The following is a 15,608-nucleotide window of genomic DNA, read 5'->3' as shown; positions in this document are numbered from 1 at the left end:
GCATAGAGCAAAACAGCATCAAGCGGCAAGGAGCAATGCTGTTGCACAGCACCGGGAAGGCCGGCACGCCGCCGGAACCTGTTGGCCAGAAGCCAACAGCAGTGAGCTTGAGGGCAAAGAGAAGCCGGCTAACGGATTTGAACCGATGGCCTTCGCTTTACAAAAGCGCTGCTCTACCGCTGAGCTAAGCCGGCACGCGTTGAGCTTATCTCTCCCCCAGAGCCCACAGCAGCAGCTGGCTCCGGTTGTTGCAGCCGGTTTTTGCCAGCAAGTGCGACACGTGGCTTTCCACGGTGCGGTGGCTCAAGGTAAGGGCGGCGGCAATGCCTTTGTTGCTTCTCCCATCTTTCAACATGTGCAGCACGCGCCTCTCGGCAGGGGTGAGCACGGGTGAAGTCAGTGTGGTTTCGCTGGTGGCAGGCAAGGGATCCATCGCTGAAGTGGGGCTCATGCCAGGGTTCCCACGCAATCGCAGCTTCGCCCTCGTTGCTGGCCCTGGTTCCCACTTCACTCCGCCTGAGCAAGCCAGCGGCTGAAGCCGCTGGCTTGCTCAGGCGGAGGCGGCAGCCGTGCCAGGCGGTGGAGGTAACGGTGTGGGGCGGGCCCGCTTGATCGGCAGGTTGGCCACCAGAGCAGTCACGCGGTCTTCGGTTTCCAGGCTCACATCGCCTTCCTCCAGATCGATTTCCACGTAGCGCGACACCACTTCAAGGATTTCCCGGCGCATCTGCTCCAGCAATTCAGGATTCAGATCACTGCGATCGTGAGCCAGCACCAACTGCAGCCTCTGCTTGGCGGTGGCAGCGCTGGCCGGTTGACGTCCAAGCAGCTTGTCGATGAGTTCGCGGAGCGTCATCGGTGATCAGAAGATCTTGGTTTGCATCAAGCGGCCGATCTTGGCCCTCAGCCCTGGTGCTTTCTTGGTGGGATCCACCAGTGGAACGTCCTCGCCCCGCAGGCGCCTGGCCACGTTCATGTAGGCCTGGCCTGCGGGGGAGCGGCTGCCATTGAGCGTGAGCGGTTCGCCGCGGTTGGTCGACACGATCACCTGCTCGTCCTCCAGCACCAGGCCCACCAGCGGCAGGGCGAGGATGTCGGTCACGTCGTCGACGGCCAGCATCTCCTGATTGGCCATCATCTTTGGCCGCACCCGGTTCAGCACCAGCTGCACCGGCTGGATTTCCCGCGTCTGCAGCAGGCCGATCACCCGGTCGGCGTCCCGCACCGCGGACACTTCCGGAGTGGTCACGATCAGGGCTTCGCGGGAGGCGGCCGCCGCATTCTTGAAGCCGTCCTCAATGCCGGCCGGGCAGTCGATCAGTACGAAATCAAAGCGCTCCTCCAGCATGGCCACGATCTTCTTCATGTCGTCGGGCGTGAGCCACTCGAGCATGCGTGGGTTGCCTGCGGGCAGCAGCGATAAATTCGGCTCCTGCTTGTGCTTCACCAGAGCCTGCTCCAGGCGGCAGGTTTCCGCGAGCACTTCCTGCGCCGTGTAGACGATCCGGTTTTCGAGGCCGAGCAGGAGATCCAGATTGCGCAGACCGAAATCGGCATCCAACACGGCGGTTCTGGCGCCTTGTTTGGCCAGGGCGATGCCGAGGTTGGCGGTGAGGGTGGTCTTGCCGACCCCCCCCTTGCCGGAGCAGATGAGGATCGTGCGGCTCGAGGCGGAGGTCACGGCGCTGCCAGGGATGCCTGCAGGTTACGTCCACTTGTGGTCGGCACCCTCCGTACCCGTTGCTGCTGCGGGCGAGACGCTCCTGAGCCCAGTAAAACGGTGCACGTGCTGTCACCTGTCCGATGCCGGATCCGCTCCCCCATCACCAGAGGCTTCTGGTCATGCCCGACGACGGCGCTGAAGCGGTGGTGGCGCTCATTGAAGGGGCCAGGGAGCAACTGCTGCTGAAGCAGTTCAAGCTGGAATCGGAAGCGGTGGAAGCGGCCTTGCTGCGGGCCCATCAACGTGGTGTGCAGGTGCGGGTGATGCTCAATCCTCACACTTCCGGCGGCGATCGTTGGAACGATGCCGCCTACCAGCGCCTGTGTGACTGGGGCATGGAGGTGAACTGGACGAGCGAAGCCTTCCCTGTGACCCACGAGAAATCGATGGTGGTGGACCGCGAGCAGGCCCTGATCGCCACCTTCAACCTGAGTGACAAGTACTTCACCCAGACGCGCGACTATGGCGTGGTGAGCTGTGCCAAAGCAGTGGTGGAGCAGGTGATTGCTGGCTTCGAGGCCGACTGGAACCGCACCTTCTTCTCCCCTGATCTGGCGGTCGGCCTGCTGTGGAGCAGTCTGCACAGCCGCGGCCAGATGGCGCGGATCGTGGATGCTGCCAACAACACGCTGTGGATCCAGCATCCCAAGTTCGTGGATGCGGTGATCCTCGATCGGATCATTTCGGCCCGCGAAAGGGGGGTGAAGGTGCGTGTGCTCTGCGGAGGAAAGCACGGCATCAGTGACTGGGACATTTATGACACCTTCTCATCGCTGCGGGTGATGCAACGCTTCGGTGTGAAGGTGCGGCGGCAGAAACATCTCAAGCTGCACGCCAAGCTGATCCTCATGGATGGTATTGCCGCCCAGACCGGATCCATGAATATCGACCGCAGCGCCTTCGATCTGCGCCGGGAGTTGGGCATCGAGTGTGATGCCCCGGCCGTGGTGGAACGGCTCAAGGCCACGTTCGCAGCCGACTGGGAGCAGGCCAGCCCCTATGCCGCCCCCGACCCGCTCAATCCAAGCCTGCACGAACTGGGTGAACTCCCCCCTGATCCCCACTTCGTGCACGATTGATGCCTGCGTCTGCTCCCGAACCGCACCCGATTCCGTGCCCTGCCGGGCTGGCGCCACCCCCCGGCCTCCGTCAGCTGTTCATCGGCATGCTGCAGGTCGCGCTCTCCTCCTTTGGCGGTGGCCTTTCGGCCTGGAGCCAGCGCATCGTGGTGGAGCAGCGCCGCTGGATGTCCGACCAGGACTTCCTCACCGGCCTCACCGTGGCGCGCCTGTTCCCCGGGCCCAACCAGATCAACATGGCTGTTTACATCGGCGCCAGTTTTCACGGGCTCGTCGGAGCGCTGGTGGCTCTTGCCGGCATGTTGGTGGTGCCATTCACGCTGCTGATGCTGCTCGGCCTCGTGTATTTCCAGGTGCATGAGATCCCGGCCGTGGATCGGGTGCTGGCCGGGGTCGTTGCAGCGGCGGCCGGCATGGCCCTGTCGATGGGCTTCAAGATCCTGCACACCTACTGGCGAGATCGGGTTGCCCTGCTACTGGCTGCGCTCACCTTTGTGGCGATGGCCGTGTTCCATGTGCGGCTGATTCCGATGGTGCTGGTGGCGGGTCCACTGGCCATGGTCTGGTACTGGCCCCGCAGCAGCGCCCAGGAGCCGTCATGAGCTCGCCGTTGGTCTTGCTTTCCTGCGCGACCCCTCCCACCACTCAACTGGGTGACTTCCTTCAACTGATCTGGACCTTCCTTTCTCTTTCGTTGTTTTCGCTGGGAGGTGGCAACACCCTGCTGGCGGAGTATCACCACATCAGTGTGGAGCAGTTCTGCTGGCTCACCGATTCCCAGTTCTCGGATATCTACGCGCTGGCGGAGGCGGCCCCGGGCCCCAGCTCAATGATTGTGGGGTTGCTGGGCATGGGGGCGGCCTGGAAGGAAGGGCCATGGATGGCGCTCGTGAGTGCCTACGCCGCTGAACTGGCCATTCTCATTCCATCCACGCTGCTGATGGTGGTCGCCTGCCTCAGCTGGAAACGCCTGGAGCATTCCCCCTGGCGTGTGGCATTTGAGCGCGGTCTTGGGCCGATCACCCTGGGCATTCTCTTCGTGGTGGGCTTCAAGATCCTCAACACGGCCAACCACGGGGTTCCGGGTTATCTCGTTTCGATTGTGGTGTGCTTCCTCATGCTGCGCACGCGCCTTTCGCCGCTGTGGTTCATGGGGGTGGCGGGCCTTTTGGGCGGGCTGGGGATCATCAACCGCTGATGAGCTTGCTGTTCGTCAGTGCTGTCCCCGAAAACGTGCCAGCCAAGGGATCTTCAGGCCTCCGTCACCGGCCAGAACGGTTCCGCCGGATCGATCCGAATGCTTCCTGCCACCAGCGTGGCCTGCTCGCAGAAGCCCAGCGGTGGTTGATCTTCGGGCCCGCGGGCCACGGCATCGGCGATCCGCAACTGCAGAGGCCGCAGGTGCAAGGCCACGATCCTGGCGTTTGCATCCCCTTCGCAGCCCGCATGGGCAATGCCCCGCAGCCGTCCCCACACGAGCACATGACCCGCGGCGCGTACACGGGCGCCCGGGTTCACATCCCCCAGCACCAGCAGCGATCCCCCCACCTCCACGTGGTCCCCGGCGCGCAGCGTGCCGCGATGCAGGCTGAGTCCGTCGCTGCCGGGCAGCCCTGCGACGGTGCCGTTCGCCTGGCTGTCGCTGTTCCCCGCCGCGCCTGACCCTTCTTCCGAGCTGCGGCTGGAGACAACGGCAAGTCCGATCGCCGCCGCCGCCACCAGCGTTTCCTCGCACCGCCCCTCCACCCTGCAAAGCTTCAGGCCATGGCTGCGGAACAACCCCTGGAGCTCGCGCAGCTGCGGCAGATCCAGCTGCCAGGTTCCGCTCTGCAGCACCACCGGCCCCTGCGGTGGTCTGTGCCCCAGAGCGAGGCGCACGTTCTGAAAGGCAGTGGCTGCTCCGTCAGGGGAGGCCGGCAGCAGCATCTGATGGGCGAGGCCGGGCGCTGAAGCCGCAATCAGAACGGCAGCCATCGGTGCGGGCGAAGGAGGACAACTTACCCAGGAGGTCTCGATTCAGCCGATCGCTGCCGGAGCGCTTGCCTCAGCTGCGCGTTGACCTCAGCCGGATGGATCAGCCAACACAGCTCCACCGGTTTGACCAGGCTGCTCACCAATGGCGATCGCTCCTCAAGCGCTTCGAGCGTGTGACCGTCCCATAGCCGCAGCCCACCTTTGTATGGGTGATACCCACGGCTCTGGCGCTGATCGAGCCCGCAACACACCCGTGGGTCGAGGCCGGCGGCGGCAGCGTGGCGCTGGGCCAGCGCCAGCAGCTCCAACCGGCCTTGCGCTGGCAGGGCGCTCACGTCAAGGGCCTTCAACAGCCTGCGCTCCAGCAGGCGAGCGCTCAGCTGCCGCAGGGGCTCAGGTCCGTCCTCGGCCCAGCGGAGCAGGTGGTACCCGGTGCGTACGTCATCGTTGGCCAGATAGGTGGAGACATCCAGCGCCGCCGGTTCCCACAGCCAGCGGGCCATCACCGCATCGGCAAACACCTGATCGGGGCGAGCGTCGCGGGCGGCCAGGATCAGCTGCCGCAGCAGCCAGTTGCAGACCACGTTGAGGCGGTGGTTGTACACGCTGCGGTGCATCAGATTGCGCACCACCAGGTAGTGCTCCACTGCCATCAGGCCTTTGGGATGGATGGCAAGGCTGCGGTCGGGGGCCAGGGTCAGGGCGGCCAGCAGGCGGTCGAGGTCCAGCTGTCCGAAGCAGGTTCCGGTGCTGTGGCTGTCCCGCAGCAGGTAGTCGAGGCGGTCACAGTCGAGCTGGCTGCTCACCAGCGCCGCGATCGAGGGATGCGGGTGGCTGCCCTCTTCCAGCAGGCTGGCCACAGCCTCGGCGGTGCCGGGAGCGAACTGCTCCATCGGGCCGCGCAGATCCGGGTGCTCGCGCACCAGCCGGGCCGACCAGCGCTCGTGCCTTAACCCATACATCTCCTCGCCCGAGTGGCTGAGCGGGCCATGGCCCACGTCGTGCAGCAGGGCCGCGGCATACAGAACGCCCTGGGCTTCGAGCAGATCGGGAGCCTGGGGAGTGAGTTCCGCCAGGGCGCGACGGACCAGATGGAGCACCCCGAGGGAATGGGTGAAGCGGCTGGATTCAGCTCCGTGGAAGGTCAGAAAGGCGGGCCCCAGCTGGCGGATGCGGCGCAGCCGTTGAAACGGCACGGTATCGACCAGTTCCATGGCCAGCGCTTCGGCTGGATTGTCACGGTCGAGGCGAATGGCCCCATGCAGGGGATCGTGATACGTGCGGGTGCGTTTCATTCAGGCCAACTCCCCGGCGAGCGTCGCGGCCGCTTCCGCCAGCCAGGTGTCGTCCTCTCCGCCGGGGTTGAGCGGTTCCGGCTCGGGCAGGGGCTGATCGGGGGTGATGCCCAGGCTTTGGATGTCGCGGCCGCTGGGGGTCACGTAGCGGGCCACGGTCACCGTGAGGCCACTGCCGTCGCCCAGCCCGATCAGTGTCTGAATCAGCCCTTTCCCGAAGGTGCGGCTACCCAGCAGCTCCGAACGTCCATCGTCCTGGAGAGCCCCGGCCAGGATCTCACTGGCACTGGCTGTGCCGCCATTCACCAGCGTGAGCATCGGCCCGCGGAACAGTTGGCCGGGAGGGGCCTGCCTCTCTTCGCTCAGGCCGCTGCGGGTGCGGGTTTCCACGATCCGCTGGCCATCCAGCAAGGCGCCGGCTACGGCAACTCCGGCATCCACCAGTCCGCCGGAGTTGTTGCGCAGGTCCAGCACAAGCCCTTCCACGCCATGGCTGTCGAAGGCAGTGAGGGTGTCGCGCACCTGTTCGGGCACCTGCTCGCTGAACTGGCTGATGCGCAGGTACCCAAGCCGGTGGCCCTGCGCATTGAACTCGCGCTGCCGCACGGGTTGCAGGTCAACGGTTCTGCGTTCCAGCAGCAGCTGCCGTTCCACGCCTTCGGGTGAGCGCACCAGCAGCTGAACCCGGCTTCCAGCCGGTCCCCGCAGCCGTGCCGCTGTGGCCTCCAGACCGAGTGAGGCGCAGCTTTGCCCCTCCACTTCAAGCAGTGCACTGCCGGTGCCGATGGCCGCCTCGGCAGCCGGTGAGCCATCCAGGGGCGCAATCACCACGATGGTCTGGTCGTTGCCCACCGTCCCAAGCTGCAGGCCCACCCCGCTGACGCTCCCCTTGGTGCTTGAACGAAGAGCGGCGTAGTCAGATGGGCTGAGGAACCGTGTGTAGGGGTCACCCAGCGGGGCCAGCATGGCGGCGATGGCGTCGTAGGCCTCACCACTGCTTTCGATCCTCTGTTCAAGGGCCTGCTGGCGCAACTGGCGCCAGTGCACAGCCTCGAAGCGCTCGGGGTCCACATAGCTCTGGTTCACGAGGCGCCAGGCCTCCACCACCAGTTGCTGCGCGTCGTTGAGGGCCTGCACGGGGGGCGGGCACCCCAGCAGAATCAGGGCCAAAGAGGCCGCCGACACCAAGGCCCATGCCCTCTGTTTCAGAGGCCTGCCAGCAATCACGACCGGTCCACGGCAATCGGTAGACTCTCGCAACCCACCGTCCCCTGCTGCATGGCGAACTCGTCTCCGGCTGCCAAGTCGTCCCCTGTGTACGACTGGTTTGAGGAGCGTCTGGAGATCCAGGCGATCGCAGACGATATCTCCTCCAAATACGTGCCGCCCCACGTCAACATTTTCTATTGCCTCGGCGGCATCACCCTGGTGTGCTTTCTGATCCAGTTTGCCACCGGCTTCGCGATGACCTTCTATTACAAGCCCACCGTCGCTGAGGCGTATGCCTCGGTTCAGTACCTCATGACGGATGTCAGCTTCGGTTGGCTGATCCGCTCAGTGCATCGCTGGAGCGCCAGCATGATGGTGCTGATGCTCATTCTTCACGTGTTCCGCGTGTATCTCACTGGCGGCTTCAAGCGTCCCCGTGAGCTCACCTGGATCACCGGCGTCACCATGGCCGTCATCACAGTTTCTTTCGGGGTCACCGGCTATTCCCTCCCTTGGGATCAGGTGGGTTATTGGGCCGTCAAGATTGTTTCCGGTGTTCCTGCCGCCGTCCCTGTGGTTGGCGACTTCATGGTTGAGCTGCTCCGTGGTGGTGAAAGCGTCGGTCAGTCCACTCTTACCCGCTTCTACAGCCTTCACACCTTCGTCATGCCCTGGCTGCTTGCGGTCTTCATGCTCATGCACTTCCTGATGATCCGTAAGCAAGGCATTTCCGGTCCCTTGTGATCTCTGCCTGTTTCTTGCCCCTGCTCTCTGCTTTCCGCCGCCCTCACTAGGTCCCCTCCATGCACATCCTCAAGAAGCCTGATCTGAGCGATCCCAAGCTCCGCGCCAAGCTCGCCAAGGGCATGGGGCACAACTACTACGGCGAGCCCGCTTGGCCCAACGATCTCCTCTACATCTTCCCAGTGGTGATCCTTGGCACCATCGCGTGCGTTGTTGGGCTCGCTGTCCTCGATCCAGCCATGCTGGGCGACAAAGCCGATCCATTTGCCACTCCTCTGGAAATTCTCCCCGAGTGGTACCTCTATCCCGTCTTCCAGATTCTGAGGGTTGTCCCCAACAAGCTGCTCGGCATCGCTCTTCAAACGATGGTGCCCCTCGGCTTGATGCTCATTCCTTTTATTGAGAGCTTCAACAAGTTCCAGAACCCCTTCCGCCGCCCTGTGGCCATGGGTGCCTTCCTTTTTGGTACTGCTTTCACGATTTACCTTGGCATCGGTGCCGCCATGCCGATTGACAAGTCCCTCACCCTTGGTCTGTTCTGAGCCTCTTCCGAGCTCAGCCAATACTCCCTCGCCGCGGCATCAGCCGCGGCTTTTTTTATGGGAGAACGGTCCGCTGGCAGTTCCTGGGCCTTCTTCTCTCTTGAGGCAGGCCAGCAACTGCTATCGCCTCTGTTGCCTCGGTTTTGCTCTGGCCTGGGCAGACATGGGTGTGCCTCTCGGTAGCGCGTCTGTAGTGACAGCCACACTCTGCTGCTCGAAGGCCTCCCAGGGGCAGAGGTCCGATTGAGGCTAAGGCTGCTCACGGCTTTGAACGCACCTTCCTGAGCACACTGGCCCTCCCTATGGCTGCGGGCTTCTGGGCCGTATCCGTCCGTCGCGTTCAGCAAGCCGGCCCCCGGGTGGTGAGAAGCGGAGTAGCGGAGCGGGGATTGGAAGCTGGAAGGCGATGGGGCTTGGAACGGCTACGTCCGAAGAGCTTGTGCTCGGCCTCTGGAGCGAACCGTCTCCTCTCAGCTCCACCAGGAGGGCCTGCGCTGGAGAGGTCTGAGCGGAGTCGTTGCCTTCGTGTGGCACCTGCTGTCTTCTCTCGTGGCTTCAAGCGCGGCCAGCGCAACCGTGAGCCAAGGGGCCGCGTGACTGTTGCAAAAGTTCACAGTGGACGGTTCGGCCCGTTTCGCAATGGCTCCTGCGGCTCGTTGAGAGCAGTGGCTGCAACGCAGTCCCACCGCTCTAGTAGCAGGCGAAAGCCTTGCGAGCACAGACTTTCCGGTGCTTGCGGCGAGCAATAGCGAGCAGCTGGCACGCTTCGCGCCATGGGCGGAGGCCTTGGTTGAAGCGGGGGGGTGAGTTTGTGTGCTAGTTTTTTGGACTGCGCGGGAGCCGAGAGGCGAGCGCTGCAGGGCTTACGGAGAAGGAGGCGCGAGCCGACGATGCTGTAAGTTTTGAAAGCGGCTGAGGAAGCCGCGAGAGCCGAACCCTGAAGAAGGGGGAGGCGCACCTGGACAACTAAAAAGTTTAGGAACTGACGCTTTTGCTGCGTCATGACTGAAGGAGGAGAGCGCGGAAGCGCTGCCTTTGGAGGGAGTGACGAACGTGCAGCAAAGGTGTGAGGTCCCGTCAAAAAGAAACAAGCGACTGAGTGAGCTGAGATGTTTCTATTTGCGTTCTCACGATGCGAATAGGGATGCAAGTTTCGGTTTACGAGGAAGCGACCGGATCTGAGTGATTTGGAAAGTCATTGAACATTGAGCAATGAGGCGAAAGCAAGATTGCTTGATTGTAGATGCGCTCTCGAACCCTTCCAAGGAAGGAGGTCACGACTGAAAGCATGAGCTTTGAAGAAGCGATACGCGAGTGTGGTTTTGAAGAGGTTGATGATTTTGGGCGTCGACGGCATTGTTTGCGATCGATGAGTTTAAGAGTTTAGCGAAAGCTAAAGGCTTTGATGAATTGATTTAAAGGAACAGTGAATACAACGGAGAGTTTGATCCTGGCTCAGGATGAACGCTGGCGGCGTGCTTAACACATGCAAGTCGAACGAGCCTTCGGGCTAGTGGCGGACGGGTGAGTAACGCGTGGGAATCTGCCCTCAGGAGGGGGATAACGGCCGGAAACGGCCGCTAATACCCCATATGCCGAGAGGTGAAATGAGTTTCGCCTGAGGATGAGCCCGCGTCTGATTAGCTAGTTGGTGTGGTAATGGCGCACCAAGGCTTCGATCAGTAGCTGGTCTGAGAGGATGATCAGCCACACTGGGACTGAGACACGGCCCAGACTCCTACGGGAGGCAGCAGTGGGGAATTTTCCGCAATGGGCGCAAGCCTGACGGAGCAACGCCGCGTGAGGGACGAAGGCCTCTGGGCTGTAAACCTCTTTTCTCAAGGAAGAAGACATGACGGTACTTGAGGAATAAGCCACGGCTAATTCCGTGCCAGCAGCCGCGGTAATACGGGAGTGGCAAGCGTTATCCGGAATTATTGGGCGTAAAGCGTCCGCAGGCGGCCCAGCAAGTCTGTTGTTAAAAAGTGGAGCTTAACTCCATCCAGGCAATGGAAACTGCTGGGCTAGAGTGTGGTAGGGGCAGAGGGAATTCCCGGTGTAGCGGTGAAATGCGTAGATATCGGGAAGAACACCAGTGGCGAAGGCGCTCTGCTGGGCCATAACTGACGCTCATGGACGAAAGCCAGGGGAGCGAAAGGGATTAGATACCCCTGTAGTCCTGGCCGTAAACGATGAACACTAGGTGTCGGGGGAATCGACCCCCTCGGTGTCGTAGCCAACGCGTTAAGTGTTCCGCCTGGGGAGTACGCACGCAAGTGTGAAACTCAAAGGAATTGACGGGGGCCCGCACAAGCGGTGGAGTATGTGGTTTAATTCGATGCAACGCGAAGAACCTTACCAGGGTTTGACATCCTGCGAATCCCTTGGAAACTTGGGAGTGCCTTCGGGAGCGCAGTGACAGGTGGTGCATGGCTGTCGTCAGCTCGTGTCGTGAGATGTTGGGTTAAGTCCCGCAACGAGCGCAACCCACGTCTTTAGTTGCCAGCATTTAGTTGGGCACTCTAGAGAGACCGCCGGTGATAAACCGGAGGAAGGTGTGGATGACGTCAAGTCATCATGCCCCTTACATCCTGGGCTACACACGTACTACAATGCTACGGACAAAGGGCAGCAAACTCGCGAGAGCTAGCAAATCCCATAAACCGTGGCTCAGTTCAGATCGTAGGCTGCAACTCGCCTACGTGAAGGAGGAATCGCTAGTAATCGCAGGTCAGCATACTGCGGTGAATACGTTCCCGGGCCTTGTACACACCGCCCGTCACACCATGGAAGTTGGCCATGCCCGAAGTCGTTACTCCAACCCGTAAGGGAGGAGGACGCCGAAGGTGGGGCTGATGACTGGGGTGAAGTCGTAACAAGGTAGCCGTACCGGAAGGTGCGGCTGGATCACCTCCTAACAGGGAGACAAAACTGATTGTGATGTCTGAGCGCTATGAGGATGAAAATCTAAGTAGCAACTTTGTCTTAGGCCACAATCCTGTCATCTCGAAGGTCGATCGGTACCTCAGCTGACAAATCAGAAAGCAGAAATTATATCCAGCGATGGATGTGATTGAAGACTTGTCTGAGGCGTCTTTTCAGTTCCTAAACTTTGTCTAGGTCACACCCCACAGCGAGTGAATCCCGAAAGGGAGGAGCTTAATGGAAAGGTAAAACTCCTGGGCCATTAGCTCAGGTGGTTAGAGCGCACCCCTGATAAGGGTGAGGTCCCTGGTTCAAGTCCAGGATGGCCCATTCGTGTTTGGGGGTTTAGCTCAGTTGGTAGAGCGCCTGCTTTGCAAGCAGGATGTCAGCGGTTCGAGTCCGCTAACCTCCACTGACCAAACCCTTCACAGCGAAAGCAGGAGGAGGAACCCGAGCCATGCCACGGTGTGACGAGACATGTCCGCTGATCAAGAATTCAGCTTCTTTTCATTTGAGATGGAATTGCCATCCAGTTGAAAAGACGCTGAGCTCTAGCAGCATGAATGGAGACTGAGAAGTCTGGATTCATGCTCTGATGTTCAGCAGAACCTTGACAACTGCATAAGTAAAGTCTGGAAATGAAAGCATCTCATGGATGCTCGATTTTTGCTGAAAGGTTTCGAGAGAAACTTTTGAAGCGTGAATCGAGAAGTTCTTGAGCAAGAGCCGAGACCCAGCATTGTTCCTCAAGCATCGCCGAGATGGGAGAGGTTTGATTTTGGCATTCAAACCGTTCATGACAAAGGCAAAGGCAATGAAAATTGTCTTTATTTTGTCATGAAGAGGTGAATCCGAGAGAATCTGCGATTCAAGGCAGCAATGCAATGTTGGGATACATTGGTCAAGCTACAAAGGGCTCACGGTGGATACCTTGGCACACAGAGGCGATGAAGGACGTGGTTACCTGCGATAAGTCTCGGGGAGCTGGAAACACGCTTTGATCCGGGAATTTCCGAATGGGGCAACCCCTAGAACGGCCGCCTGAATACATAGGGCGGCTCGAGCCAACCCAGCGAACTGAAACATCTTAGTAGCTGGAGGAAAGGAAAGTAAAAACGACTCCCTAAGTAGCGGCGAGCGAACGGGGAAGAGCCTAAACCGATGGTTTCGACCATCGGGGTTGTGGGACAGCAACGTGGACCAGGGACGTTAGTGGAAGCGTTTGAATGGCGCGCCATAGAGGGTGAAAGCCCCGTACACGAAAGCGAAACTGGCCTAGCTGTATCCCGAGTAGCACGGAGCACGTGGAATTCCGTGTGAATCTGCGAGGACCACCTCGTAAGGCTAAGTACTCCTGTGTGACCGATAGCGCAACAGTACCGCGAGGGAAAGGTGAAAAGAACCCCGGGAGGGGAGTGAAATAGAACATGAAACCGTGAGCTTACAAGCAGTGGGAGCCCGACTGATCGGGTGACCGCGTGCCTGTTGAAGAATGAGCCGGCGACTTATAGGCACTGGCAGGTTAAACCGGGAATGGTGGAGCCATAGCGAAAGCGAGTCTGAATAGGGCGATCGTCAGTGTTTATAGACCCGAACCCGGGTGATCTAACCATGGCCAGGATGAAGCTTGGGTGATACCAAGTGGAGGTCCGAACCGACTGATGTTGAAAAATCAGCGGATGAGCTGTGGTTAGGGGTGAAATGCCAATCGAACCCGGAGCTAGCTGGTTCTCCCCGAAATACGTTGAGGCGTAGCGTCTAGTGCTATAGCAGGGGGGTAAAGCCACCGTTTCGGTGCGGGCTGCGAGAGCGGTACCAAATCGAGACGAACTCTGAATACCCTGTGTGAAACTAGGCAGTCAGACTGTGGGGGATAAGCTCCATGGTCGAAAGGGAAACAGCCCAGACCGCCAGCTAAGGTCCCCAAATCAATGCTGAGTGATAAAGGAGGTGGGATTGCCCAGACAACCAGGAGGTTTGCCCAGAAGCAGCCATCCTCAAAGGAGTGCGTAATAGCTCACTGGTCGAGCGATCCTGCGCCGAAAATGAACGGGGCTAAGCATTGTACCGAAGCTGCGGATTTAACTTGTTAAATGGTAGGGGAGCGTTCCATGTGGGGTGAAGCGTTAGCGTAAGCGGCCGTGGACTGCATGGAAGTGAGAATGTCGGCTTGAGTAGCGAAAACATGGGTGAGAATCCCATGCCCCGAAACCCTAAGGGTTCCTCCGGCAGGCTCGTCCGCGGAGGGTTAGTCAGGACCTAAGGCGAGGCCGAAAGGCGTAGTCGATGGACAACAGGTCAACATTCCTGTACCTGTCATGTTTTGGGAAGGGGGACGGAGAAGGCTAGCCCAGCCAGATGTTGGTTACTGGTTCAAGCGTTCGAGGCGTTGAGGGGTGGTGAAAACATCCCGAGCTGAGGCGTGAGTACGAGCTGCTACGGCAGCGAAGTGGGTGATGTCAAGCTTCCAAGAAAAGCCCTATACCCGTTAAGGCATGACGGCCTGTACCCGAAACCGACACAGGTGGGGTGGTAGAGAATACCGAGGGGCGCGAGGTAACTCTCTCTAAGGAACTCGGCAAAATGGCCCCGTAACTTCGGGAGAAGGGGTGCCACCGCAAGGTGGTCGCAGTGAAGAGGCCCAGGCGACTGTTTACCAAAAACACAGGTCTCCGCTAAGTCGCAAGACGATGTATGGGGGCTGACGCCTGCCCAGTGCCGGAAGGTTAAGGAAGCTGGTCAGCGAAAGCGAAGCTGGCGACTGAAGCCCCGGTGAACGGCGGCCGTAACTATAACGGTCCTAAGGTAGCGAAATTCCTTGTCGGGTAAGTTCCGACCCGCACGAAAGGCGTAACGATCTGGGCGCTGTCTCGGAGAGAGGCTCGGCGAAATAGAATTGTCTGTGAAGATGCGGACTACGTGCACCCGGACAGAAAGACCCTATGAAGCTTTACTGTAGCTTGGTATTGTGCCCGGGCTCTGAATGCGCAGGATAGGTGGGAGACATTGATGCATGGCTTGCGGGTCATGCGGAGTCAACGGTGAGATACCACTCTTTCAGAGCTAGGGTTCTAACAGCCACCCGTTATCCGGGGGCTGGACAGTATCAGGTGGGCAGTTTGACTGGGGCGGTCGCCTCCTAAAAGGTAACGGAGGCGCGCAAAGGTTTGCTCAGGCTGGTTGGAAATCAGCCGACGAGTGTAAAAGCAGAAGCAAGCTTGACTGTGAGACCTACAAGTCGAACAGGGACGAAAGTCGGCTTTAGTGATCCGACGGTTCTGAGTGGAAGGGCCGTCGCTCAACGGATAAAAGTTACTCTAGGGATAACAGGCTGATCTCCCCCAAGAGTTCACATCGACGGGGAGGTTTGGCACCTCGATGTCGGCTCATCGCAACCTGGGGCTGAAGTCGGTCCCAAGGGTTGGGCTGTTCGCCCATTAAAGCGGTACGCGAGCTGGGTTCAGAACGTCGTGAGACAGTTCGGTCCATATCCGGTGCATGCGTAAGAACATTGAGAGGAGTTCTCCCTAGTACGAGAGGACCGGGAGGAACGCACCTCTGGTGTACCAGTTATCGTGCCAACGGTAAACGCTGGGTAGCCATGTGCGGAGAGGATAACCGCTGAAAGCATCTAAGTGGGAAGCCCACCTCAAGATGAGTGTTCTCATGGCTTAAGCCAGTAAGGTCACGGGAAGAACACCCGTTGATAGGCTCTACGTGGAAGCTTGGTAACAGGTGAAGCGGAGGAGTACTAATAGACCGAGGGCTTGACCAACACTTGGCTCCTTGCTGAGGAGACCAGGGATGCATTGTTTCCAGACGTCACCTTGAGAAGACTCATTGCAGCAGGCTTGCGCTTGTCAGCAATGAGATAACTCCGATAGGATGACTAGCTTATGCAGTTCTCAGGGTTCACCTGAGGATGAAAAGTCTATTTCCTGGTGTTCATGGCACTGTGGCCCCACTCCGATCCATCTCGAACTCGGTTGTGAAACGCAGTAGCGGCGAAGATAGTTGGAGGGTAGCTTCCTGCAAAAATAGCTCAATGCCAGGATAAAACTTTTCATTCCTACCAAGTTTTGCTTTGATCGAGCTTGTCATCTGATGATGATGAATC

At 59.8% G+C, this 15,608-nt stretch carries 11 protein-coding genes, 3 tRNA genes and 3 rRNA genes; 10 read left to right on the top strand and 7 right to left on the bottom strand.

The features are described from left to right. Positions 1–122: 122 nt before the first annotated feature. The 4 genes from ACWJI3_RS09750 to minD form a co-directional block, all read right to left on the bottom strand. Positions 123–194 (bottom strand) — tRNA-Thr (locus ACWJI3_RS09750). An 11-nt stretch (positions 195–205) separates the two neighbouring features. Continuing rightward, a complete protein-coding gene (locus ACWJI3_RS09745; protein WP_480203597.1) occupies positions 206–451 on the bottom strand; it encodes a response regulator transcription factor in 246 nt (81 codons plus the stop codon). A 99-nt stretch (positions 452–550) separates the two neighbouring features. Beyond that, the gene (gene minE / locus ACWJI3_RS09740) at positions 551–856 is read right to left on the bottom strand and encodes a cell division topological specificity factor MinE (RefSeq protein ID WP_094514062.1); all 306 of its coding nucleotides are present in this window, start codon (positions 854–856) and stop codon (positions 551–553) included. Between the two features lie 6 nt (positions 857–862). Beyond that, a complete protein-coding gene (minD, locus tag ACWJI3_RS09735; RefSeq protein ID WP_094514061.1) occupies positions 863–1,681 on the bottom strand; it encodes a septum site-determining protein MinD in 819 nt (272 codons plus the stop codon). 161 nt (positions 1,682–1,842) lie between these two features. Between minD and ACWJI3_RS09730 the strand changes: the two genes are divergently transcribed. Genes ACWJI3_RS09730 through ACWJI3_RS09720 form a run of 3 tightly spaced genes read left to right on the top strand, consistent with a single transcriptional unit; the run spans position 1,843 to position 4,000 of the window. After that, the gene (locus ACWJI3_RS09730) at positions 1,843–2,802 is read left to right on the top strand and encodes a phospholipase D-like domain-containing protein (protein WP_233133098.1); all 960 of its coding nucleotides are present in this window, start codon (positions 1,843–1,845) and stop codon (positions 2,800–2,802) included. Further along, positions 2,802–3,404, top strand: coding sequence for a chromate transporter (locus ACWJI3_RS09725; protein ID WP_233133097.1), 603 nt, complete (start codon positions 2,802–2,804; stop codon positions 3,402–3,404). The genes ACWJI3_RS09730 and ACWJI3_RS09725 overlap by 1 nt, the downstream gene beginning before the upstream one ends. 8 nt (positions 3,405–3,412) lie before the next feature. Further along, on the top strand, positions 3,413–4,000 hold the full coding sequence (locus ACWJI3_RS09720) for a chromate transporter (protein WP_259730080.1): 588 nt from the start codon (positions 3,413–3,415) through the stop codon (positions 3,998–4,000). Positions 4,001–4,053: 53 nt separating this feature from the next. Here ACWJI3_RS09720 and ACWJI3_RS09715 read toward each other — a convergent pair whose 3' ends face one another. From ACWJI3_RS09715 to ctpZ, 3 genes are read right to left on the bottom strand one after another with little or no spacing between them, the layout of a single operon-like run. Next, positions 4,054–4,776 carry a septum site-determining protein MinC gene (locus tag ACWJI3_RS09715; RefSeq protein ID WP_480203596.1) on the bottom strand — a complete coding sequence of 241 codons (723 nt, stop codon included), beginning with the start codon at positions 4,774–4,776 and terminating at the stop codon, positions 4,054–4,056. 23 nt (positions 4,777–4,799) lie between these two features. Further along, positions 4,800–6,071 carry an HD domain-containing protein gene (locus tag ACWJI3_RS09710; RefSeq protein WP_094514053.1) on the bottom strand — a complete coding sequence of 424 codons (1,272 nt, stop codon included), beginning with the start codon at positions 6,069–6,071 and terminating at the stop codon, positions 4,800–4,802. Then, positions 6,072–7,280, bottom strand: a complete 1,209-nt coding sequence (ctpZ, locus tag ACWJI3_RS09705) for a carboxyl-terminal processing protease CtpZ (RefSeq protein ID WP_369803094.1) — start codon at positions 7,278–7,280, stop codon at positions 6,072–6,074. Between the two features lie 69 nt (positions 7,281–7,349). Between ctpZ and petB the strand changes: the two genes are divergently transcribed. From petB to rrf, 7 genes are all read left to right on the top strand, one after another. Then, a complete protein-coding gene (gene petB / locus ACWJI3_RS09700; RefSeq protein WP_094514048.1) occupies positions 7,350–8,024 on the top strand; it encodes a cytochrome b6 in 675 nt (224 codons plus the stop codon). Between the two features lie 59 nt (positions 8,025–8,083). Then, complete coding sequence (gene petD, locus ACWJI3_RS09695; protein ID WP_094514044.1) at positions 8,084–8,566, top strand: cytochrome b6-f complex subunit IV; 483 nt, start codon at positions 8,084–8,086, stop codon at positions 8,564–8,566. 1,432 nt (positions 8,567–9,998) lie between these two features. After that, a 16S ribosomal RNA gene (locus tag ACWJI3_RS09690) occupies positions 9,999–11,484 on the top strand. Positions 11,485–11,747: 263 nt separating this feature from the next. Next, positions 11,748–11,821 (top strand) — tRNA-Ile (locus ACWJI3_RS09685). A 9-nt stretch (positions 11,822–11,830) separates the two neighbouring features. Continuing rightward, a tRNA-Ala gene (locus ACWJI3_RS09680) sits at positions 11,831–11,903 on the top strand. 487 nt (positions 11,904–12,390) lie between these two features. Then, positions 12,391–15,266 (top strand): 23S ribosomal RNA (locus tag ACWJI3_RS09675). A 162-nt stretch (positions 15,267–15,428) separates the two neighbouring features. Beyond that, positions 15,429–15,545, top strand: a 5S ribosomal RNA gene (gene rrf, locus ACWJI3_RS09670). Together the 16S, 23S and 5S rRNA genes with 2 tRNA genes alongside form the textbook arrangement of a ribosomal RNA operon. Positions 15,546–15,608: the final 63 nt, after the last annotated feature.

The organism is Marcopretia estuarina LEGE 06307, assembly GCF_056633115.1.
This window is presented reverse-complemented; position numbering and strand designations above follow the sequence as displayed.